This is a genomic window from Tahibacter aquaticus (assembly GCF_004363655.1).
GTDB lineage: Bacteria > Pseudomonadota > Gammaproteobacteria > Xanthomonadales > Rhodanobacteraceae > Tahibacter > Tahibacter aquaticus.
In genome coordinates this window covers 652,182-674,872 of the sequence record NZ_SNZH01000002.1, presented here as the reverse complement: position 1 = coordinate 674,872, position 22,691 = coordinate 652,182, and the positions used below count along the sequence as shown (strand labels likewise).

Genomic DNA, 22,691 nt, shown 5'->3' with positions numbered 1-22,691 from the left:
GCCGAGCGGAAGTGCACGCATTGGCCGTTCAGGTAGCGCCGGGCACCGCCGTCCAGTTCGAAATCGACGGTCACCGGCTGGCCCAGCATGGCCTGCGGCGATAGCCCTTTTTCTTCGCTTTTCAGCGTCAGCTGGAAGTCGAACAGCTGCGACAGCGCTTCACGCCCTTCCAGGCTGTCGAAACGCAGCACTTCCGGACCCAGCGGCGTCGTTACGTTCAGGGTGCGATTCATACGGAATCCTCGGACAGACGGGCAATCGGGAAACAGCGCACGGCAGCAGGCAGGCACGCGTGGCGGCGGCCGGGGAATACGAGATCGACGGCGGCACGACGCCTGGTTGGCGTGTGCGAGCGGCAGATAGGACAGCAATCAGGCCCGCACTGGACAGCTGCCGCTGCATCAAAGAAATCTGTCAGACCGTCCATGGCTGTATCGTTTCTCCTGCTTATGGTGAGGATAGTGCCAGTTTTTTTCATCGCTGGACTTAGAAGCAGCGGCTATTTGCAGGAGCTTTACGGCAATCGGCTCCGCCCGCAGGATTGATTTTCATGTTTTTAACGAACCTGCTGGCGAGTAGCGGGTCGATGCGCAAAAAAGCTACTGCAGTCTGGGCAAGAAACATCGCAGGCCTTGCGACAAAAAAGGCTACGGCAGGAGACTGAGGCAAATTCGCGGGGGCAGCGTCTGCGGCGCCGCAGGCGTTTGGCTAAAAGATTCCGGATTGCCGGATCGGCGGCAGTATGTCCAGCTGCGGCTGCAAGGCGACCGGACGGACTCGCGCCCGTGACGGTTCGATACCGCTACCGCCGCTGGCGAGAACGAGGACGAGCCCGACCGAATGCGCAGACTTCACGGTATAGCGCAAACCAACCGCCAATGCAGAAGTAACGCTATGCAGAATTGCACTGCGCTGCGTTGCCACAATCGTCGCCGGCGCCAGGCGCAACAGCAACGCACTGGTCGACTGCCGCACCGCCCCCTCGATGCGCCGCAAATTCCACATGGATTTTTTTCAGATCGAGCAGCCCTGCCCTTCGTCGCTGCGTTCGCGTTCGCGTGCGCTGCCGCGCGACCGCGGGCAAGGCCCGCAAAGCCGCCGCAATGATGCTGCCGCGCCGCGGGGCCGCGGCCTAGGTCGCCGCGACGGAGCGCCGCTGCATCAAGGACGGAAGATTTCGTACTCGGGCTTGTCCTTGCGGTAGGCCGCACCCGGATAGATTTCCGCTTTCTGGCGAAAATCGGAAACCCAGATCGTGCCGTTGAACATCTGCATATGTCCCGCACTGCTGCCCTTGGGCGGCTGGATAACGGCGATGTCGCCACGCTGCGGCGTATAGCTGCCGTTGGGAATGCGACCGAATCCAAGCTTGCTCAGTACCGGGCCGTAGTCCTTGGCATAGGTCGGCCGCGGCATCGGGATCTTGGCACCGCCTTTCTCGATCGCTTCGCGCACGTAGCGGGCGCACTTGCCCTGGGAGTCGGCATGCGCATTCGAGTCGATATGCTTGACCGCCGCATCGACGCTGTAGCCCGTCACCCCGGCCTGCGGTACGGGCGTGGCCTGGGCCGGTTGCAGCGGCTCGGGCAGCAGGGTCGGCACTGGCGTGGCAACGCGCATCAAGGTGCCGAAATCGATCTGGAAATTGTTGCTGTCGACCCCTAGCGGTCCGGGACGAACGGGGGATGGCATGGCGTCTCCTTGGGCAGCGGCGAACGGGGAGAAATCAGGAAGCTTTCGGACAGCGCAACTGCGTGTGCTGCAGCACACGCTGGAACAGCAGGCCCGCGCTGGCATCGGCCGCGTCGTTCTGCTGTACGCGCACCAGCAGCGGCGTATCGCCGTCGCAGCGCAGGATATGCAGGGCGATGCGCGTGCCGTCGGCATTGGCGCACAGATTCCAGCGACGGCCGGCAAAGTCGCTGGCCGTCACACTGCCGCTGCAGCCGTCTTCACGCAGGCGGTCGGCAGCGACGGTATCGGCCTCGCTGTCGCTCATGTCGAACTCGGTATACAACACTACCGGCGCGGCAGCAGAGCCGGTGCAGTCGCCGCGCGCAGGCATCAGGCGAAAGCCTCGGTTCGGTGCCGGTGCCTTGTCGCTGCACGCCTTCCAGCCGCGCGGCAGTTCGAAGCGCGCCTGGTAGTAGTCGCCGCTGCGCTCGAACGGCTTGGCCGCCGGCGCCGCCGCAAGAGCCAGGCTCGCGAACAGTACGAGCATCATGTTTTCTTCTTGACCCGCTGGGCCAGCCAGATCGGCTTGCGCTTGACGATGGTCGCGTACTGGGCCTGTACGTTGGAGGCCCATTTCGGATTGACCGAATTGTATACATGTGGCTTACCGAGCAGGCCGTCGGTGAACGACTTGATCGACGTGACGCCGCGCACCTGTGGGCCGAACTGCGTCTTCCAGTAGTCGGCCGCGGCCTTGGGACTGGCATAGGCCAGGTTGTTGCCGCCGGCCTTGGTCAGGCCGAACGGATTGCACAAACCGCTGTTGTGCGGGTTGTACCAGCCGCTTTCATAAGACGACAGCGCGAGGATGTAGTCTTCGTTGATACCCAGTTCGTCGGCCAGCTTCTTCAGCACGTCATACAGCGCATCGAAGAACTTGGTCACGTGGGGCGGGTTGACGGCGGTTGGCTTGACCTGCGGCGGCGGCGCGTTCGCCGCCAGCTGGGTAGGCTGCGGCGTGGCGACGCGGGCCAGGGTGCCGCGATCGATGCGGCCGCGCGACTCGGTCGAATCCTGTCCCAACGGTCCTGGTGCAAAGTTCGCGGGCATGGCGGCCTTCTCCGGTCAGTCGGCGGCGACGGTGTCGCTGTCGTAGGTGTAGTGGAAATCGTCGGCGGCGACGCTCAGGCGTATCGTGTGCAGCGGCTTGCCCTCGGCCAGGCGGCTGAGGAATTCGCGGCTCACGGTCGGCAATACCGTATGCGTGAGGATGGCGTCGATCATGCGTCCGCCAGATTCCACTTCGGTACAGCGCTTGATCACCAGCTGCACCGCATCGTCGCTGTAGGCGAAATCGATACCGTGCTGCTCGGCGATGCGCTTCTGGATGCGGCCCAGCTGCAGCTTGACGATGCGCGCCAACGTGTCGTTGGACAGCGGGTAGTAGGGAATCGTGACCAGGCGGCCGAGGAAGGCCGGCGGAAACTTCTGCAGCAGCGGCTCGCGCAGGGCCGTGGCCAATGCTTCGGGTTCGGGCGCGAGTTCCGGATCGGCAGTGAGCTTCATCACCAGGTCGGTGCCGACGTTGGAGGTCAGCAGGATGATGGTGTTGCGGAAGTCGATGTCGCGGCCTTCGCCGTCTTCCATCCAGCCCTTGTCGAATACCTGGAAGAACAGTTCGTGCACGTCGGAGTGGGCTTTTTCCACTTCGTCCAGAAGTACCACGGAATACGGCTTGCGCCGCACCGCCTCGGTCAGAACGCCGCCTTCGCCGTAGCCGACATAGCCCGGCGGGGCGCCCTTGAGCGTGGAGACGGTATGCGCCTCCTGGAACTCGCTCATGTTGATGGTGATGAGGTTCTGCTCGCCGCCGTAGAGGCTTTCGGCCAGGGCCAGGGCGGTCTCGGTCTTGCCCACGCCGGACGGGCCGACCAGCATGAACACGCCGATCGGCTTGTTCGGGTTGTCCAGGCGCGCGCGCGAGGTCTGGATGCGCTTGGTGATCAGTTCCAGCGCGTGGCGCTGGCCGACGACGCGGCGGTCCAGTGTATCGACCAGCTGCAGCACGGCGGTGATTTCGTTGCGCACCATGCGGCCTACCGGGATGCCGGTCCAGTCGGCCACGACCGAGGCGACGGCGGTTTCGTCCACAGCCGGCAGGATCAGCGGCGATTCGCCCTGCAATGCTTCGAGTTCGGCCTGTACCGCAGCGTGTTCGGCCAGCAGGGAGGCGCGGTCGCGCTTGCCTTCGCTGCCTTCGGCGCTGGCTACGGCCGTCGCGTCGGCGCCGTCAGCCGATGGCGCTGCGGCCACGGCCGCGGTTTCGGCAGCGCCGCCGTCGGCTTCGGCCTTTTGCTTGGCGGCCTTGGCCGCAGCAGCAAGTTCACGCAGGCGCGCGCGCAGGTCGAGCAGGCGCGTGGCGAGTTCGTTTTCCTGTTCCCAGCGCAGATGCAGGCCTTCCTGGCGCTTGAGTTCCTGCGCCAGGCGTGTATCGCAGCGTTCGCGCCGCTCGGTCACGTCCTGGCCGACGGCGTCTTCGCGCTCGATGATGCCCTGTTCGGTGCGCAGGATCTCGATCAGACGGTTGCAGTCTTCCAGTTCCGCCGGCGAGGTGTGCTGGCTGACGGCGACGCGGGCGCAGGCGGTGTCGAGCAGGCTGATCGCCTTGTCCGGCAGCTGGCGCGCGGGGATGTAGCGGTGCGACAGGCGCACGGCCGCGGTCACCGCTTCATCGAGCAAGGTGATTTTGTGGTGCTTTTCCAGAATGCCGACAATGCCGCGGACCATGTTGATGGCCTTGTCCTCGTCGGGCTCGCCGACCTGCACCACCTGGAAGCGGCGGGTCAGGGCCGGGTCTTTCTCGATGTGCTTCTTGTATTCGCTCCAGGTCGTCGCGCCGATGGTGCGCAAGGTGCCGCGCGCCAGCGCGGGCTTGAGCAGGTTGGCCGCGTCGCCGGTACCGGCGGTGCCGCCGGCGCCGATCAGGGTATGCACTTCGTCGATGAACAGGATGATGGGCTTGGGGCTGGCCTGTACTTCGTCGATGATCTGGCGCAGGCGCTGCTCGAATTCGCCCTTCATGCTGGCGCCGGCCTGCAGCAGGCCGATGTCGAGCATGAGCAGCGACACTTCCTGCAGCTGCGGCGGCACGTCGCCGCTGGCGATGCGCAGGGCGAAGCCTTCCACCACGGCGGTCTTGCCGACGCCGGCTTCGCCGGTCAGCAGCGGGTTGTTCTGCCGCCGGCGCATAAGGATGTCGACGATCTGGCGGATTTCGTCTTCGCGCCCAGTGATCGGGTCGATCTCGCCGTTGCGCGCACGTTCGGTCAGGTCGACTGCGAACTTGCGCAGCGCTTCCTGCTTGCCCATGGTCGCCGGCGACATCGCACCGCTGACTTCGCCCGGGCCGCCGCTGGCGTCCAGGCCGCTGCCGTCGGTGGCGCCCTGGGCGTCTTCGGGCGAGCCGGCCACCACCTTGACCAGCTCGGCAGAGAACTTGTCCGGGTCGATGTTGGCGAATTCCTTCGACATCGCATGCAGCACGGTACGCAGGCTGGTGGTCTTCAGAATGCCCAGCAGCAGCGTGGCGCCGCGTACCTGGTTCTGGTTGAACATCAGCGTGGCGTAGACCCAGCCGCGCTCGACCGCGTTCTGCAGATGGTCGGACAGGTCGCTGATGGTGGTGGCGCCGTTGGGCAGGCGATCCAGCGCACGCACCATGTCCGCCGCCAGCTTGGCCGCATCCAGCTTGTAATGGCGGATGATGCGGTGCAGGTCGCTGTCGTTGTTCTGCAGCAGCTGGTGCAGCCAGTGCACCAGTTCCACATAGGGATTACCGCGCAATTTGCAGAATACGGCTGCGCCCTCGACCGCCTTGTACAGGATGGGGTTGAGTTTGCCGAACAGCGCGGTACGACTGATTTCACTCATGGGACGGGCGTTCCTTCACCGGATGGAGGGAATGGCTTTCTTGGCGGCTTCCGAGGCGGCTTCGGAAGCCGCGTCCTTGGCGGCGTCCTTGGCAATCTCGCTGGCCGCGTCTTTGACTTCTTTCTTGCGCTGGTCGTTCTTGTCCTTGCGCGCCTTCTTCTTCGCCGCGGCCGGGTCGCTGGCCGGATCGGTGGCAGCCTGGGCCTGGCCGCTGGTGGCGGCCGGCGCGGCGGTTGCCGCCGCGGCCGTGCCGCCGCTGCTGGCCGGTACGGGCGTTTGCGGCAGTGCGTTTTTCATTGGCGGTGCGCTGAAGGCGCGGTTGGCATCGTCGCGCACGTTGGCGATCGGCGTGGCCGGCGTACGTGCCAGCACCCAGGGGGCGTTGGCGTCGTCGCGGGTCAGGGTATAGGCCAGCGGACGGGCGTCGTCGCCGATGACGCGCTCCGGCCCGCGCGGCTGCAGCGAGTACAGCAGCACTTCGTAACCATTGACCTGGGTGTTGTTGGCCCAGCGCGACGGCACCAGGCGGGCGAAGTTGAGCACAGCCGAATTGGGCAGGCGGCCGAGCACCTTGTCGCGCATGCCGGCTTCGGCAAACAGCGGGTAGTACACCGGCGTGCCGCGGTTGCTCACGTCGATGACGTGGAGGAAACCGAAGCGCTGCCAATCGCCGATGCCGTAGAGACCGGCGCCGATGGCCGAAATGACCACGTAGCGCTTCCTGGCGAAGTTGATTTCCAGCAGTTCCGCATCGTCGGTATTGATCAGCGGGAACGGCCCCCAGGGCGATTCGTTGGCGACGAAGCGCTTCTTGCCCAGTTCGATCTCGCTGTGTTCCGCATCCAGCGCGACGTATTCCGGAGCGTCCTTGACCGGCACGGTATAGCGCGGCGGGTCGACCGAGGGGTCGCGCGTATAGTCTTCGCTCAGGCGAGTGACGGCCGGGCGCTGGCCTTGCCAGATACCTTCCAGCGCCTGTACCAGGGAAGCGTCCGGCGGCGGCGCCGCCTGGGCCGCAGCCGTGGCGAGGGCGAAGACCAGGACGGCCGCGGTACGGACGGGGGTGAGGAAATTGCGCAGTTCTGGCCTGATCATGATCGGATTCCGTGTTGCTGTAGCAAAGTTCAAAAGGCGTTTCTTGTACAACGCCGCCTAGGCGGCCACCGCGGCCGGTTCGCCGCGCTCGGCGCGGATGCGTTCCGGGTCCAAGACCAGGTCGCCACGGTCGCGCTCGGCAGCGCCGGGGCCCAGCCAGGTGGTCCAGCCCAGACGAGTATCGCCCCCCAGGCGGGCCTGTGGCACGTCGATGCGGCGCAGCACCAGGCGTACGTCCCAGTCCAGCTCGATACCGATGTAGCTGCGCACCCAGTCCAGCAGCTGGCGATGGCTGGTGCCCGGCGGCAGCAGGTCGTCGTAGGCCGGCCGCGGCATCGGCCCCAGGCGCACGCGGAAGCGGTGCTGCCGGTCCCATACCGCCGCACCGGCGACCGCGTCCACGCCCAGCTGGGCGCCGCGATTGGCATTCAGGCGGGTGCGCTGGTCGCGCGGCAAGGGCAGCCAGCGACCGACGAATTCCTCGATCGCCGCCGGCACGCGGAAGAAGTTCGCCAGGATGCGCGCCAGGCCCTCGGCATTGCGCGTCTGCCGCACCAGGTGGCCGGCGTGGTTGAGACGGGCATGGTCGGGCACGGCGTCGCGGCCGCGCGTCGCCGCCAGGCCGTAGGCGATGGTGCTGGCCGCATGGCGGGTGAATTTCTCGTCGCCCGGCCGGTCCAGGCTGACGGTGGACTGGGCGTCGGCCCAGGCGCGGTAGAACAGCAAGGTGAGCCGGTGGTGGAACAGGTCGGCGAACTCGATCAGGGTGCGGTCGCCGTGGTGGATCGCGCGTTCGCGGGCGTGTTCGGTCAGCACCAGCGGCAGCGGGCCGTTCGGGCCGAACAGGCCGAAGCTGTGGATGACCAGCTTGCGTCCGCCGCGACGCTTGGGTGGATCGAGCCGCAGGATGGTCGATGGCGCGAACATGGACGAAGGCTCCTGCCCCAGCCGCAGCGGTTCCTGCGACGGCCTCTTGGCCCGGCCCAGCCGCGGCAGGTGCGGGTGCAGCGATTCGATGCGCCGCAGCAGGGCGAACAGGTCGTACTCGTAGGGCTTTTCTTCCAGCGCCTGCCATAGCGCAGCCAGCGCCTCGGCCTGTTTCTGCGTCGGAAGGTCCTGTGCGGCGCCATCGGCCGCAGCATTGGCGGCCTTGTCGATGGCTGCGCCGGCATCGAGGTTGACGCTGCCGCTGGTGAACAGGTTCTGTTCCGGCGTGCTCATGCGACCGGTCTCTTGCCGAAGCGCGGCGCCCATTGGCCCAGCTGGCCGCGCTGAGCGCTGACCAGGCGCGTTTCGGTAAAGGTGTTCAGGGCAACATGGCGGGCCAGGAACTGTTCCAGCACGGCACCGAACAGGTAGGGGCTGGTGCCGGCGAAATGGCTTTCGTCGATGATCACGTCGATGCCGACGCCGCGGCCGAAGGTGATCGGCCCGCCGCCGGGCAGGCGCCGGGTGATCGGCGCGAGCTTGGTCTTGAGCACGGCATTCGCATGGCGTGCCACGGCAGGGTCGCCAAGCACGGTATACAAGGCCAGAAGTTCACGCAGCGCCAGCGCGCCCTGCTCGGGGCTGTGGTCGGTCAGGGTCTGGTAGTTCAGGCCCAGGTGGCTGATCAGGCGCCAGGTGATTTCGCCTTCGGGCGCAGCCGATACCGGCCGTGTCGGCCCCTGCAGCACGCGCACGCCGGTTACCGGCACCGAATCCACGGGTACCAGGTCGTGCTGGCTGCCGACGCTCATCAGCAGGGCGAGGTCGCGGTTGGTCACCGTCATGTCCACGCCGAGCTGGCGCAGGCTTGAGCCGTACGGCGCCTCGTGCTGGTTGACCAGCGACAGGAACACTTCCGAGCCCAGGTAGGTCGAGCGCGCGCCGTGGCGCGTGACCGAGGCCGAAGTCAGGCGCGGTTCGCGCCGCACGGTGAAATAGGCACCGTGGTTGCCGCGGTCGCCGACCTGGCTGGCATAGAACGGGCGGAATTTCGCTTCCACCGCGTTGTCGCGGCCGAAGCCTTCCACCTGTTCTATCGAGTAGACCTCGTAGTTGAGCGGATGCGCGCGATCGGGCACGACATGGAATTCGTAGCGGCTGTCGCCGACCTGGATGCGGTCCGAGCGCATCGAGATGAGGTTGATCGCCGGCGTGCAGAACAGGGCGAAATGGCTGGCATCGACCACGGTTTCCAGGTCGCTCACGTCCTGGTCGAGCAGGATGCTGACTTCGAAGCCGTCCAGCGCCTCGATACCCTGCAGCGCCGCACGCAGGCCTTCCAGCGCGATGAAGTGGTAGCGCGCCGGAAAGGCGAAGTATTCGTGCAGCAGGCGATAGCCCTGGAACCCGCGGCTCTTGTACGGCAGCAGGGATTGCTCGTCGTCGAAGCCCTCGGGCTGTACCGCGCCTGGCGAGAGCTGGCGCCACTGGCCGCCGTTGCGTCCGCGCGGACGCACCGACACGCCGAGCACATGGCCGCACAGCAGCTCGTGCAGGCGCGAGGTGATATGCGCGCTGCCCGTGAGGTGCAGCGACAGGCGGTCCGGCGGCGGGCTCTTGCCGCTGAGCGGCGCATTGAAGGCGAAGTTCAGCCGCAGCGACGACTTGACCGGCATGTCCTGGCGCAGGCGCAGGATGCGCACGTCGGTCGGCACGCCTTCGAAGCGCGCCTGGCTGACGCGCAAAGGCCACAAATCCACATCGTGTGCGGTGCGGAATTCGCAGCCAGCCTGGCCTTCGACCAGGCTGGGCGCGCGCATGCGTTCGCCGCGCGCGATGCGGAAGCAGTCGCCCTGGTTGCCGGTCATCTCGCCCGGGGTGAACTGGACGATGCACATGGCCGGCGTCGGCGCCAGGTAGTTCGGGTAGATCACCTCGAGCAGGCGCTGGGAAAAACGCGGGAATTCCGCGTCCATCTTCAGCTGGATGCGCGCCGTGAGGAAGCTGAAGCCTTCCAGCAGCCGCTCCACGTAGGGATCAGCCACTTCGATGTCGTGCATGCCCAGGCGCGCGGCGATCTTGGGATAGTTCGCGGCGAATTCCGCGCCCAGCTCCCGTAGATAGTTCAGTTCGCTGTTGTAGTAGCCGAGCAGGCGCGGATCCATCGGTCGCCCCTAGCGCAGCAAGTCTTCGAGCACGATCTGGCCGCTTTCCAGATCGACGCGCGAACGCAGCAGCAGGTCGATCGGATACGGCTCGGACCAGAGCTGGCCGCGGATTTCCATGGTCAGCTGGTTGTGCGTATGCGTACCGCTTTCCGACGGCAATACGCGCACCTGCAGCGATTCGGGCAGTACGCGCGGCTCGAACATCTTGATCGCGCCGCTGATCCTCTTCTGCACTTCGTCCAGGTCTTCGTCGACGAGCTGCTTGCCGGACAGGGCCAGTACGCCGAAATTGACCACCGAACGGCGCACCTCGTCGATACCGGCCATGCTGGTCTCGGATTCGGCATTGGTGGTGTTGAGCAGCCAGGAAATGTCGCGCAGCACGCACTGGCGGAATTCCGCCTTGGTCATGGTGCGCTCGTGCAGGGCTTCCTTGCGGCTTTCCGGGTTGTGGTCGGTCAACCGGTCCAGCAGCACCGGCAACAGCCGTGTCGAGCGTGCTCCCTGCAGCGGATTGGCCTTACTCATCGGTCGTGCTTTCGTCCGTGCCCGGTGCGTCTTCCGCGCCGTCTTCGTCGGCGCGCTGCAGTGCGCGCACGGCGAGGAAAGCGTGGTCGTCCACATTGCTGACCCAGCTGCGCTGGCCATGGCCGGCATAGGCGTCGGCGCCGATTTCTTCCCAGCGGGTGAGCGAGGCCAGCGCCAGGCGCTCGTCGTCGAGGCCGTAGCTGCGCGGATAGCGGCTAGGTATCAGCACCACGTGCTGGCCGCCGTTGCGCAGGGTCAGGCGGCCGGGCAGCCAGACCAGGTCGCGCAGATCGTTTGGCGCTTCCAGTTCCAGCCGCTGGATATGATCGAAAGGCAGCCAGTAGTACTGGCCCTTGAGAATGATTTCGCAGATCGGGCCCAGGCGCGAATCGGCGTCGGCGAGCCAGTCGACCGGTGTTTCGTCGAGCACGAAAGCCGTTGCAGGCGCGGCTTCGAAAGCCTGCTGCATGAGTTCGTCGGCAAGCGCATTGTCCTTGCCGCGGCTGGCCAGGGACTGGCTCAGCGTGGCGAACCAGGGCTCGGGCTGGCCTATGGTCTGCGGCGCGAGTTCGCCGGCGAAGATCTTCTCGCGCTGGATCTCGCAGCGGATCGCCTCGCGGTACATCTGCGCCATCGGAATGGCCGACGCAGCCAGGGTTGCCGCCGTCTGCAGCTGGGCCACGGCGCGCGTCCAGTTGCCCGTGAGCATGCTCAGCTGGGCCAGGTGTACGCGCAACTCCACCACATTGGGCTTGGCCTTGATCGCCGCAACGAGTCCGGCCTGCTGTTCGGCCAGCGACTGGTCGCGACGCAGGATATTGGTGGAAGCGGCATCGTCCTTGCGCATCGGTTTCCCTTTTGCAACGAAAAAAACACCGGTGACGGAGAGCAGCTTGCGCCGGTCTCCGCACCGGGGACGGAAAATGACGCCGGCGCAGATGCGCTGGCGCCTTAGGGCCGATTAGCCCTTCTTGTTTTCCTTGACCATCCAGGTACCCGTGACGGCAGCGCCCAGCGAACCATCGCTGTTCTGTTCCTTCACTTCCATCTTGATCTTGCCGTAGGACATGCCTACTTCTTCGATCAGACGCGGGCTGTTGGTGGCACCGACCGGGCGAACGTGGGTGATGAGGACGTCGCTCAGGGTGATCTTGCAGTATTCCTGCTGGCCGTCACCGACCTTGCAGCAGGACAGCTCGACGCTCGAGATGTGCTTGCCGCCGGCGCAGTAGGTGAGGAGGTTCGGCGAGGACTTGTCCACATAGTGCGTGAACACGAGTTCGCTGAAGTTGGCCTTGCCGACGCCGCCGCCACCGCCCGTGTGGGTGGAGGAGGACTGGCTGACGGCGTAAGCCCAGCTCAGTACGTCGATCTGGCCGGAGTGCTTGGAGTCTTTCGACTCGCCGCTGATGCCGTCGATTTTTGCGAAGAAGTCTTGCAGCGAATCTTTGGGCGCCGTGTCGACGGAAACCGACGGAGCTGCGAGAACGCTACCCATTCCGAGAGATGCCATACGTTTAGTCCTTAACTACGATGGATAAAGAGAACCGGACGGTTATTTACCAGGGGGCCGGTTCGGTCCTGTCGCGGCTGGCTGTACGGGCCAGCCCGACCTTCATTGCCCGCCAGATTTGACGGACGGAAGCTTGGATACCAGACGCAGCGACACGGTCAGCCCTTCGAGCTGATAGTGCGGGCGCAGGAAGAATTTCGAGGTGTAATAGCCGGGGTTGCCTTCCACTTCCGCAACCTGGACTTCGGCGGCCGCGAGCGGCTTCATTGCCTTGGTCTCCTGCGAGGAATTGGCCGGGTCGCCGTCGACGTAGTTCATGATCCAGTCGTTGAGCCAGCGCTCCATGTCGTCGCGTTCCATGAACGAACCGACCTTGTCGCGCACGATGCACTTGAGGTAGTGCGCGAAACGGCAGCAGGCGAACAGGTACGGCAGGCGTGCCGACAGGTTGGCGTTGGCGGTTGCATCCGGATCGTAGTACTCGGCCGGCTTCTGCAGCGACTGCGCGCCGATGAACGCGGCAATGTCGGTGTTCTTGCGGTGGATCAACGGCATGAAACCGTTCTTGGCCAGTTCCGCTTCGCGCCGGTCGGAGATCGCGATTTCCGTGGGGCACTTCATGTCCACGCCGCCGTCGTCGGACGGGAAGGTGTGGGTGGGCAGGCCTTCCACCGCACCGCCGGATTCGACGCCGCGGATCGAGGTACACCAGCCGTAGTACTTGAACGAACGGTTGATGTTCACCGCCATCGCATAGGCCGAGTTGGCCCAGCAATACGCGCTGTGGGTGGAACCGTCGGTAGATTCCTCGAAATCGAATTCGTCGATCGGGTTGGTGCGCACGCCGTAGGGCAGGCGCGCGAGGAAGCGCGGCATGGCCAGGCCGAGGTAGCGCGAGTCTTCCGAGTTGCGCAGGCTGCGCCAGGCGACGTATTCAGTGTTCTCGAAGATCTTGGTCAGGTCACGCGGGTTGGCCAGCTCCTGCCAGGTTTCCATCTGCATCGTGGTCGGCGCGGCGCCCGTAATGAACGGACAGTGCGAGGCGGCGCAGATCTTGGCCATTTCGGTCAGCAGCTCGACGTCGGGCGGCGAGTGGTCGAAATGGTAGTCGCCGACGAGGCAGCCGTAGGGCACGCCGCCGAGCTGGTCGTATTCGGCTTCGTATACTTTCTTGAAAATGGGACTCTGATCCCAGCCGATGCCCTTGTGCCGGCGCAGGGTGCGATGCAGGTCGCGCTTGGAGATCGGCAGGAACTTGATCTTCAGCAGCTCATCCACCTCGGTGTTGTTGACCAGGTAGTGCAGGCCGCGCCAGGCGCTTTCCAGCTGCTGGTACTCGGCGTGGTGGATGATGAGGTTGATCTGCTCGGACATCTTGCGGTCGATCTCGGCGATGATCGCCTCGATCGCCTTGTACGAATCCGCACCGATGGTGACCGTATTGGCGAGCGCCTGTTCGGCCAGGGTGCGCACGGCAACCTGCACCGCCTCCTTGGCCTCGTCGGTCTTGGGCTTGAATTCCTTCTGCAGCAGGCTGGAGAAGTCGGTGTTCTCCGCGTACTGGGTTTGTTTGTCGAGTAGTGCTTGATTCTGCGCCATGAGTGGATTCCCGATGTCTTATGCGCGCGGCGCTCAGGCGTCGCTGTTTTCGGTGTCTGCGGGCTTGCTGGCATTCGGCGCAGCGGCGATCGACTTCAGCAGGGCCGGGTCGTTGAGCACCTTGCCGATCAGTTCTTCCGCACCGGTCTTGCCATCCATGTAGGTCAGCAGGTTGTTGAGCTGGGTGCGGGCATCGAGCAGCTTGGACAGGGCATCGACCTTCTTGGCGATCGCGCCGGGAGAGAAGTCGTCCATACTTTCGAAGGTGATGTCCACCGCCATGTTGCCGTCGCCGGTCAGCGTATTGGGCACGGCGAAGGCGACGCGCGGCTTGATCGCCTTCATGCGCTCGTCGAAATTGTCGATGTCGATTTCGAGGAACTTGCGATCGGCGACGGCCGGCAGGTCTTCCACGGGCTTGCCGGCCAGATCGGCCATGACGCCCATGACAAAGGGAATCTGTACCTTTTTCTCAGAGCCGTAGACTTCGACGTCGTACTCGATCTGCACGCGCGGCGCCCGGTTGCGGCCGATGAACTTCTGCGCGCTGCTCTTGTTGGTTCGGGTGAATTTGGAACCGCTCATTTGCGCAATCTCCTGAAAATCGCCACTGGACTACCGGGTGTTCGTGCGAAGCGTGGCAGGCGTCGAACGGCCTGGGGACGGGCCTGCCGGCGGCCCCGGGGCAGCCAGGTCAAGCGGGTAAAAATACATATTGCCAAAGTGCAGGGTCATCGGCTCAGTTCCTGTTGCTGCCGGCGAGCAGTTCGGCCTGGGCCAGGCCATCGGGCGCGAGCTCGCGCAGGATGGAAAGGAAGTCCAGCCCGATCAGCCCGCGTGCGCGGCGGATCAGCAGCGGCGCCGGATTGGCCGGCTCGGTCGCTTCGAGGAACTCGCAGACAGAGTCGAGCATGCGTACCGCGTCCTGGCGCGTCAGCGCCTGGCGCGGCACGCCGGCGGCCGCCGCGGCAACCGGAACTGCATCGTAGTCGCTGCCCGTGTCAGCCGTTGCGACATCGCCGCCACCGCCACCGTCGGCCTTGCGCTGCAGATGCAGCGGATAGACCTGGTCGATGAAGGCGATCAGCGGCTGCAGTTCCGGCGCCTCGCTCGCGCCCATCTGCTCGCGGCCGATGCGGTCGAGTTCCTGCATCACGCCGCGCAGTTCGCGCAATGCCGCCAGGCCCTTGTTGCCGGCGCCGATCTCCTCGGTGAGGAAGGCTTCGATCTGGTGCCGTGCAATCGGCGCGGTATTGTTCGGATCGCGGCCGGCAGCAACTTTTTCCAGAATTCCCAGATCCAGCGGACCGAGCTGGCGGGTCGGCAGCGGCGTGGCGCGCAGATCGCCGAGCAGCCCGCTCACCGCGGCCAGGCCGCTGAGGGCATTGCTGCGCGGCAGCGGATCTTCCTCGCCGTCGACGCTGAGCGCCGGATAGGCTTCGGTCCAATGACGCTGGGCCAGTTCCAGCACCAGTCTCGCACCGGTGAGCGCGCCTTCCAGGCCGTGCTTGTGCGCCAGCGCACGGGTAATGAAGACGGTAAGGCGGAAGTCCTTGCTGCGGCCGAGCAGGCTGATGGCCTGCGCGAGTACGCGTGACCAGTCCGGTCCTTCGGCGGCAATGACGGTGTCGCCGTACTGGCGCTCCGGCGTACCTTCGACGCTGCGCTCCAGCGCGAGGTAGTCAGCGTCGTAGTCGAGCTCAACCCCGCAGATGCGTTCGGCATCCACTGGAGCCAGCAGCGAATCGACATCGATCAAACTCATTTTAGCCCCTGTTGCTTGGGTAGCCGCCGGCCTGTGCCGGCGGCTACCGCGACGATTGCGTCACTGCCTGTTTTTTGCGTTCTTGAATTCCGGACCCCACAAGGGGTGATTGTGCTCCGCCGGTGTAAGGTCGAAGTTCGGATCGAGCTGCAATGCGCGTTCGAACGATTGCCGGCAGAGCACCGGGCGCTCGCTCACGCAGTACGTGAACGCCAGGTTCTTGAGCGCGGCAATCTTGATGGTGTCGCTGGCGGCCCAGATGTCCGGCGACATGAAGGTGGCCTCAGCCTGTGGATAGGAGCCTGCCTCGTATTCGGCGATGCCCTTGGCCAGGATTTCCTTGCCGCGCACTTCCGCCTGCTGGCGCGCCACTTCGGCCGGATCCGGCGGCGGCGGCGGCGGTTGCTTGGGCTGGTTGCTGACGCAGGCGCCGAGAAATGCGCTGCACAGCAGCACCAGCAGCGGCTTGGCGGCAATACGGACTTTCCGGGTGGACGTGGTACTCACGAATTGATTGGCCCCTGTTCGATGAAATGGCAGATCGCGCAGTCCTGGCAAAGGGCCGCGACGCACCGGCAATATTGCCGGCGGATCCATCTGACAGGCCGCCCCCCGACGACCTCGTACCGCGTCTCGCGGCACACTGCAACTACTTTGCGGCGCTTTCCCCTGCGGGTTGGAACCGGTGTTCCAGCGTCGTGGGCTGTCCGGCTACCACGGTCAGCTGCCGGCGAACCGACTGCAGGCCTGGATTGCGCAACTCCACGTTGTACGTACCCGGCTCCAGCTGCAGGAAGCGCATCGGCGGACTGACACCCTTGAGGCTGCCATTGATCCACACTTCGCCCCAAGGCTGAATGCCAAGTTTGACATTTCCCGTTGTAGCCATTGCGGGCTTTACGTCGCGTTTGTTGCGCGTCGTCGACGCCGTATCCCGCTGCCTGTTGATCGGATCCTCGCTGCGCGGTGCTGTGGTCGGGGTGAGATCGACGGTCTTTACCGTATCGCCCGGCGGTGGCGTTGTCGCGGCAGCCGGCGGCGCAGCAGCCGGCGGTGGCGTGGCGGCAATCGGCTGGGCGTGTTCGGGCGGCGTCAGCGGCAGCGTCTGGCCCTGGCCTTCCAGCGCGGTCGAGGTCGCTTCGCTGGGCTGGCTGATCGGCGCGAGCACCTGGCCCGAATCGGCGGGCGTCGCAGCCAGCGTATTCGGATCGGCCACGGCCGCACCGTCGACAGGCGGGACGACCGGGTTGGCCGCATCGGTCGAAGCCGGCAAGGCAGCGACTTCACCGCCTGTTGCCGGTGTGTCGCCCGGATTGGCCGCCACGACGGGATTTTCCGCGCCCGGCGTGACGACCGGCGCGGTAGCGGTTTCGGACACCGGCGGCGTAACCGCCGGCGTCTCCGCCACCAGCGGCGGCGGCGGGGGCACTTCACTCGGGCCGGACAGCAGCCACCACGCGGCAACACCGACCGTCAGCACGGCGCCAACGATGGCGACGGGAACCAGCCAGGGCTTGCCCGCACCGCCCTGCTGCGCCGCTGCGGCCACGACGGACGGTGCCGGCACATCGCCGCGGGACGACCTGGGCTGCTGCGCGGGCACGGAAACCGGCCGCGTCTCGCTGGTCAGGCGGCCGGACAGCAGATCTTCCATTTCGGGAAAACTATTCGTCTCCACCTTTTCGCGCTTGACCGGCGCGGCCAGCGGATCGAGATCGACGGCGTTGGCCACCGGGGGTGCTGCCGGCAGCGGCATCACCAGCGTGGCGTCGTTGGCATTGGCCGCAGCCGGCGGCGGCGTGGCCGCGCTCAGGCTGCGCGCCAGGGCCAGCGCATCCGGCGCAGCCATGACGACGGTGGCATCGTTGGCCGGAGCCGGCTTGGCTGCAACCGGCCTGGGCGGTTCGGCCCGCGGCGGCGTGCGCGCCGCAGGAACTTCACGCGGTGGCGGGCTGGACGGCCGCGTGTCGCGCGGCGGCGTCTGCGCGGCCTGGGCAGCATCGAGCAGCGCACGCGGCGCCGTCATCACGACGGTGGCATCGCTGTCGGCCGTGCTGGGTGCGGGCGGCAACACCGCGGCAGGTGCCGCCGCAGGCGGCGCGACCGGCGGCGGCGCGACGATGACTTCGGGCGGCAGACGGAATTCGGAAACGACGACAGGTTCGGCCGCTGCCGGCGGCGGCTCGCGCACGACCATCGGTTCCAGCGCAAGCTCGAACGGCGGCGGGACGGATAGGCCGACACCGCTGGACGCGGCCGCTGGCAATTCGAAAGACGGCGGCACCTGTTGCGGCGCGGTGAGCGTGGCAGCGACCGTTGGCACGCCGGCGAGCGGCGCAGCGAACGAGGCTTCGGCTGGCACCGGCTGGATGGCAGGCTCGGCAAACAGCGGCGCACCAGCAGTAGGGGCAGCAAGCATCGGCTCGGCGAAAGCGGGCGGCAACAAGGCGGCTGTGGCGGACTCGGCGAAAGCGGGCGGCAACGATGCGGCCGCGACGGGCTCGGCATATGCGGTTGCCACCGGTTCGGCAAACGCCGGCGACACGGACGCGACGGGTTCGGCAAACGCCGGCGGCTGAGGTACGGCAACAGCAGGCGTGGCGAATGCTGGCGACGCGGGTATGGCAGGAGCCAGTTCGGCAAATTCGCGCGGCAGCTCCGCTGCCGGCGCGAACGGCGGCGGCGCGGACGGTGCAGGGGTGGCGAACAGCGGTACCGCTACAGGCGCCGCGGCAAGCGCAGGCTGTTGCAGCGGCTCGGCGGGAGCCGGCTCCACCGGCGCCGTGGCCGCAGGTACCGCCAGCATCTCGGCAACGGCCGGCACTTCGGCTACCACGGCAACCACAGCGGCTTCGGCTTTGGATTGAGCCGCCGCTGCAGCCGCCGCCGCCGCGGCGGCCTTGGCGCCGGCCAGTTGCTGCACGAGTGCAGCGACTTCCTGCGCCGAGACGATCACCGTACGCTCATCTTCGCCATCGGCACGCGCCGCCGGTATCGGCAGCATGGCCGGTGCGGCTGGCAACGGGGCACTGGCCGGATCGGGCGGCATCGCATCGAGAATGCTGTCCAGCGCCAGCGGCTCGGGTTCGGCCTCGGACACCAGCGAAATGATGGTCCTGTCGTTCTCGGTAACGCGCAGCAATTCGCGCAGTTCGCCGATCGACTGTGGCCGGTCGCCGGGCTGCAGCATCAGCGCCTTGTCCACCGCGGTAAGGAATTCGCGGGAATAGCCGCTGAGGCCGGCGGCCGCGAGCGGCTGCAGGTTGTCCTTCATGATGCGCGAGATCGACGCCGGCGGCGGGCTGCCGATCAGCGCGAAGTGCAGCAGCGCGCCTACCGCGTAGACATCGGTCCATGGACCTTGCGGCAGGGCGAAATCGCTGGAGTACTGTTCGATCGGCGCATAGCCCGGCTTGACCACGACCGTGATCGCCTTCTGCAGCCCCGTCACGACTTCGCGCGCCGAGCCCAGGTCGAGCAGCACCGGCGTGCCGTCGTTCTTGATCAGGATGTTGTCGGGTGCGATGTCGCGATGGAACACGTTGCGCGAATGCAGCAGCTCCAGCACGTCGAGCACCGGAGCGACGATGCCGCGCAACCAGGGTTCGTCGCCACGCCCACCCATTTCCTTCAATACGGAGCGCAGCGTCTTGCCGGTATAGCGCGGCATGACCATGTAGGCCGTGCCGTTCTCTTCCCAGAACTGCAGCACCTCGACCAGGCCCGGATGCTTGAACTGGGCGAGCAGGCGCGCTTCGTTGATGAAACCGACGAGGCCGGCTTCGAACGTCTCGCGATTGTGTTCCGAGCGAATGCGCACCGTGGTGGTGGCAACGCGGCCGGCCAGCGAGATCGGAATGTATTCCTTGATCGCCACTTCGCGCATGAGCTGAAGATCGCGCGCGCCGTAGACAATGCTGAACCCGCCTTCGCCCAGTGTCTCGACGATTTCGAATTCCCTGAGCCGCATGCCCGCAACGAGTGCATTGCCGGGAGCGAGATCCGCTAGCGGATTCTTGCCGGAAATGATCGGAGCGACGCGCGAATTACCAGTTGCGTCCATGCCTGCATATCGGAGAGGGAGGGCGTCGTATGCAATTTAGGCTAAATGAAAGCGCAGTGCAAAGAGCAGGTTTGTCCTTTGTGATCACCATCCGTATTTGCCGATGGACGGCGCTGCGCGCAAGGTAAACTTTTTGTGATGTAGTCGTTGTTTCAAGGTTGCGCATTCTTGCAGCTGTCGGCGCGTTGCGTTAGCGCGCGTGTCGCCTCTCGTATTGCGATGCGGCAAAGGATCACGCACTGCGGCTTCACGATGCCGTCGCGAAGCTACCGCGCGATGACAACACGATCACGTCGCAGACACTGCTATAGCCTTGAAGCAAGCTGTTTTGCACGCCCGTCGCAGCCGTGATCTGCTGCGTTTGCGTAGCTGGGTGGGTTTTGATAGCTTCAAAATTTTCAGGGCTTGGCCTGTACATACGGGCCGGTTCCGCAGCGGCGCGTGCACGCAACCCATCGGCGCAGCAGTTGGGGAATGCCGCTGCATCCGCCCTAGCGCGGACGCGCACGAGGGAGCGTGAATGTCGGTCAGGCTGGAACTGGTGGTGCTGTCTTACAACGGTCAGGCCCTGGCCGCGCCGTTGTGCCGTGCGCTGGATGCGCCGGTCAGTGTCGGGCGCGGCAGCGACAACGATCTTCCGCTCAACGATCCCGAGCGTCTGATCTCACGGCATCAGGCGCGCTTGAGCATGGGCCTGGGCGGCGCAGTCGATATCAGCAATCTCAGCAGCAGCAGTTCGCTGTTCATCAACGGCAACGAACTCGCGCCCGGCCGCACCTGCACCCTGAGTCCGTCGGACCAGCTGCTGATCGGCCGCTACGTGCTCGGCCTGCGCGCTGCGACACTGGCACCTGCGCCGTTCGCAGCACCGGTGCAGGCCACAGCGGCGATTCCCGACGATCCGCTGTTCGGACCGATGTCACCGGTGTCTACACCCGCGGCCGCAGCATCGGCGCAGGCAATGCCCGCCGCGATGCCGAAGCCGCCTGCAGCGCAGACCATACCGCCGCCGCTCGCACAGCCCGTGGCGCAAGCCGCTGCACGCCCTGCGCCCGCACGCCCGGTACCGGTGCCGCCAGCCATGCCGATGGCGACCAAGCCCAAGCCGGTGCAGCAGATCCCAGACGATTTCGACGTGTTCTCGCCGCCTGCACCGCCACCGCTGGCGTCCTTCAGCATGCCGGCTGGCGAGGTCACTATCGAAGATTCGAGCGAGAAGGCGCGCGTCAACGAAGTGTTCGCGGAACTGCAGGTGCTGCAGCCCGACGTGCTGGGCGAATCGCCCGAGGACGCACGCCAGCGCAACCGCATGCTGGACGTGGAAAACCGCAACAAGATCGATCCGATGCAACTGTTCGACGCCGGCATCGACATGGGCGGCGCCAGCGTCTCGCTGGACCACGGCCTGGAAATCGACTCGCTGTTCGTCGTGCCTTCGCTGGTTGGCGGCAGCGCCGCGCCCGCACCCGCACCGGCCATGCCGCCGATCCAGGGCATACCGCCGGCGGCGAGCTTCCCGGCCAACGCCCAGACCATGCAGACCATGGCACCGGTGCAGCCCATGCCGAGCGCCGCGCCGGCGGCGCTCAGTTCCGCCGCAGCGGCCGAACAGATGATGGCCGACCTGCTCGGCTCCGGCCCTGCGCTCGACCCGGCCACGGCCATCACCACCTTCGATAACCTGCCGATACTGGAAGCGCCGCCCGCGGCGCTGGACCTGGCACCGCCACCACATTATCCACAAGTGCAGCCAGCCGCCGCAGCGCCGCGGCCCGCGCCGGCAGCGCCGCCGGCAGCAGCTCCGGCCAGACCCCTGCCAGCCGCTGCAGCGCCTGCCGCCGCGCGGCCGATACCGCCCAGCGCTGCGCGGCCGGCAAGCGCACCGGTACCGGCCAATGTGGCTGCCGTGCCGGCTGCCGCCGCTGCACCGGTTGCGGCGAATGCCGCCGCGCTCGACGCCGATGCCGCCGCCATCCTGCGCGCAGCGTTCGCCCGCGGCTGCGGCGTCGACGTCAACTGCATCGCCGATTTCACCCCGCAGGCGCTGGAAGTGCTGGGCCGCATCGTCGCGGCCATGACTTCGGGCACCATCCGGCTCATGCACGGACGCTCCTCGACCAAACACGAAATGCGCGCCAACGTCACCATCATCGCCACCGACGGCAACAACCCGCTGAAGTTCGCGCCCGACGGCGCGGCCGCCCTGACCCAGCTGCTGGGCCGCGGCTCGCCCGGCTTCATGCCGCCGCTGCGGGCGATCGACGATGCCTTCGACGATCTGTCTGCACACCAGGTCGGCCTGCTCGCCGGCTCGCGCGCGGCCATGTACGACGTGGCACAGATGCTCGGACCCGACCGATTCCTGGCCCGCGCCGGGGAAAAGAGCGGGCTGGAAACCATGATGCCGGCCAAGCACAAGGCGCGCCTGTGGGATCTGTACGAAAGCGGCTACCAGGAAATGGTCGGCGAGGCGCGGGAGGAATTCGAAAACCTGTTCCAGCGCGCCTTCGCCCGCGCCTACGAGCAAGAGATCGATCGCATCAATACGGGGAAAAGCCGGTGAATACCTATCTCGCTGGCAGCGGCGTACGCATCGAGTTCGCCACCTTGTCGGGCCAGGGCGGCCGCGAGTACAACGAAGACGCCTGCGGCTACTGGACCGCGGAAGGCGGCGCCTGCTTCATCGTCTGCGACGGTGCCGGCGGCCATGGCGGCGGCGACGTGGCCTCGGAAACCGCCGTGCGCACGCTACTGTCGGCCTATTCCAGCGCACCGGACCTGAGCCAGCAGAACATCGAGCGCATCCTGGTGCAGACCGACGTGGCCATCCGCTACGGCCAGCAGCTGGCCGGCGGCCTGCGCAAGATGAGCGCAACCGTGGCCGCGCTGTTCTTCGACGGCAATGCGCAGAAGGCGCAGTGGTCCAACCTCGGCGACACGCGCCTGTACCTGTTCCGCAAGCGCAACTGCAGCCAGCTGACCAAGGACCACAGCGTCGTGCAGACCTTCGTCGACGCCGGCGTCATCGCCGAAAGCGAAATCCGCAACCATGCCAAGCGCAATCTGCTGTTCGCCGCGCTGGGCATGGGCGACGGCGTACCGCCGACGGCGCTGGAAGCGGCCTTCGACGTGGACGACGGCGATGCCTTCCTGCTCTGCACCGATGGTTTCTGGGAAGTGGTGCTGGAAGCCGAAATGGTGGAAACGCTGGTACGCGCCGATTCGGCCGAGGAATGGCTGCTGCTGATGGAACAGCTGATCAGCGCGCGCGGCACGCCATTGCAGGACAACTACAGTGCGCTGGCGGTCTGGGTGGGCAGGCCCAACGAAGTGACCATGCCCTGGCCGGATCAGAACGAGGCCGTCGGCCTGGTCGCCGAGGCAAGTCCGGATGCGGCCTGAGCAACGCCGATCCCTCGCCGCGGCCGG

18 protein-coding genes are annotated in these 22,691 nt (G+C 66.1%); 2 read left to right on the top strand and 16 right to left on the bottom strand.

The genetic code is table 11. The features are described 5' to 3' along the window. The 16 genes from DFR29_RS05630 to DFR29_RS05555 form a co-directional block, all read right to left on the bottom strand. A partial coding sequence (locus DFR29_RS05630) for a contractile injection system protein, VgrG/Pvc8 family (protein WP_133817584.1) occupies positions 1–233 on the bottom strand: 233 nt, incomplete at its 3' end. Between the two features lie 928 nt (positions 234–1,161). Continuing rightward, the gene (locus tag DFR29_RS05625) at positions 1,162–1,692 is read right to left on the bottom strand and encodes a CHAP domain-containing protein (RefSeq protein WP_208113510.1); all 531 of its coding nucleotides are present in this window, start codon (positions 1,690–1,692) and stop codon (positions 1,162–1,164) included. Positions 1,693–1,726: 34 nt separating this feature from the next. After that, complete coding sequence (locus DFR29_RS05620) at positions 1,727–2,224, bottom strand: hypothetical protein (protein ID WP_133817583.1); 498 nt, start codon at positions 2,222–2,224, stop codon at positions 1,727–1,729. Beyond that, entirely contained in the window at positions 2,221–2,784 is a 564-nt protein-coding gene (locus tag DFR29_RS05615) for a glucosaminidase domain-containing protein (RefSeq protein WP_133817582.1), read from the bottom strand. Before DFR29_RS05615 ends, DFR29_RS05620 begins: the two co-directional genes overlap by 4 nt. Before the next feature lie 15 nt (positions 2,785–2,799). After that, complete coding sequence (gene tssH / locus DFR29_RS05610) at positions 2,800–5,604, bottom strand: type VI secretion system ATPase TssH (protein ID WP_133817581.1); 2,805 nt, start codon at positions 5,602–5,604, stop codon at positions 2,800–2,802. A gap of 15 nt (positions 5,605–5,619) precedes the next feature. Continuing rightward, on the bottom strand, positions 5,620–6,699 hold the full coding sequence (locus DFR29_RS05605; protein WP_133817580.1) for a hypothetical protein: 1,080 nt from the start codon (positions 6,697–6,699) through the stop codon (positions 5,620–5,622). Between the two features lie 57 nt (positions 6,700–6,756). Then, complete coding sequence (gene tssG / locus DFR29_RS05600; RefSeq protein WP_166653892.1) at positions 6,757–7,920, bottom strand: type VI secretion system baseplate subunit TssG; 1,164 nt, start codon at positions 7,918–7,920, stop codon at positions 6,757–6,759. After that, a complete protein-coding gene (gene tssF, locus DFR29_RS05595; protein ID WP_133817578.1) occupies positions 7,917–9,791 on the bottom strand; it encodes a type VI secretion system baseplate subunit TssF in 1,875 nt (624 codons plus the stop codon). The genes tssG and tssF overlap by 4 nt, the downstream gene beginning before the upstream one ends. Before the next feature lie 9 nt (positions 9,792–9,800). Then, positions 9,801–10,322 (bottom strand): type VI secretion system baseplate subunit TssE, encoded by a 522-nt coding sequence (gene tssE, locus DFR29_RS05590; protein ID WP_166653891.1) that lies wholly within the window; start codon positions 10,320–10,322, stop codon positions 9,801–9,803. Continuing rightward, complete coding sequence (locus tag DFR29_RS05585) at positions 10,315–11,169, bottom strand: type VI secretion system accessory protein TagJ (protein WP_133817576.1); 855 nt, start codon at positions 11,167–11,169, stop codon at positions 10,315–10,317. Before DFR29_RS05585 ends, tssE begins: the two co-directional genes overlap by 8 nt. 114 nt (positions 11,170–11,283) lie before the next feature. Then, on the bottom strand, positions 11,284–11,820 hold the full coding sequence (locus DFR29_RS05580; RefSeq protein ID WP_208113509.1) for an Hcp family type VI secretion system effector: 537 nt from the start codon (positions 11,818–11,820) through the stop codon (positions 11,284–11,286). A gap of 117 nt (positions 11,821–11,937) precedes the next feature. Beyond that, positions 11,938–13,434 (bottom strand): type VI secretion system contractile sheath large subunit, encoded by a 1,497-nt coding sequence (gene tssC, locus DFR29_RS05575; protein ID WP_133817574.1) that lies wholly within the window; start codon positions 13,432–13,434, stop codon positions 11,938–11,940. 33 nt (positions 13,435–13,467) lie between these two features. Then, the gene (gene tssB / locus DFR29_RS05570) at positions 13,468–14,019 is read right to left on the bottom strand and encodes a type VI secretion system contractile sheath small subunit (RefSeq protein WP_133817573.1); all 552 of its coding nucleotides are present in this window, start codon (positions 14,017–14,019) and stop codon (positions 13,468–13,470) included. Positions 14,020–14,173: 154 nt separating this feature from the next. Then, complete coding sequence (tssA, locus tag DFR29_RS05565; protein WP_133817572.1) at positions 14,174–15,199, bottom strand: type VI secretion system protein TssA; 1,026 nt, start codon at positions 15,197–15,199, stop codon at positions 14,174–14,176. A gap of 60 nt (positions 15,200–15,259) precedes the next feature. Beyond that, positions 15,260–15,706 carry a TssQ family T6SS-associated lipoprotein gene (locus DFR29_RS05560; RefSeq protein ID WP_133817571.1) on the bottom strand — a complete coding sequence of 149 codons (447 nt, stop codon included), beginning with the start codon at positions 15,704–15,706 and terminating at the stop codon, positions 15,260–15,262. A gap of 142 nt (positions 15,707–15,848) precedes the next feature. Beyond that, positions 15,849–19,262 (bottom strand): serine/threonine-protein kinase, encoded by a 3,414-nt coding sequence (locus DFR29_RS05555; RefSeq protein ID WP_133817570.1) that lies wholly within the window; start codon positions 19,260–19,262, stop codon positions 15,849–15,851. Between the two features lie 520 nt (positions 19,263–19,782). Between DFR29_RS05555 and tagH the strand changes: the two genes are divergently transcribed. Beyond that, positions 19,783–21,825 carry a type VI secretion system-associated FHA domain protein TagH gene (tagH, locus tag DFR29_RS30290; RefSeq protein WP_133817569.1) on the top strand — a complete coding sequence of 681 codons (2,043 nt, stop codon included), beginning with the start codon at positions 19,783–19,785 and terminating at the stop codon, positions 21,823–21,825. Further along, the gene (locus DFR29_RS05545; protein ID WP_166653889.1) at positions 21,822–22,664 is read left to right on the top strand and encodes a PP2C family protein-serine/threonine phosphatase; all 843 of its coding nucleotides are present in this window, start codon (positions 21,822–21,824) and stop codon (positions 22,662–22,664) included. Before tagH ends, DFR29_RS05545 begins: the two co-directional genes overlap by 4 nt. The last annotated feature ends 27 nt before the right edge of the window (positions 22,665–22,691 follow it).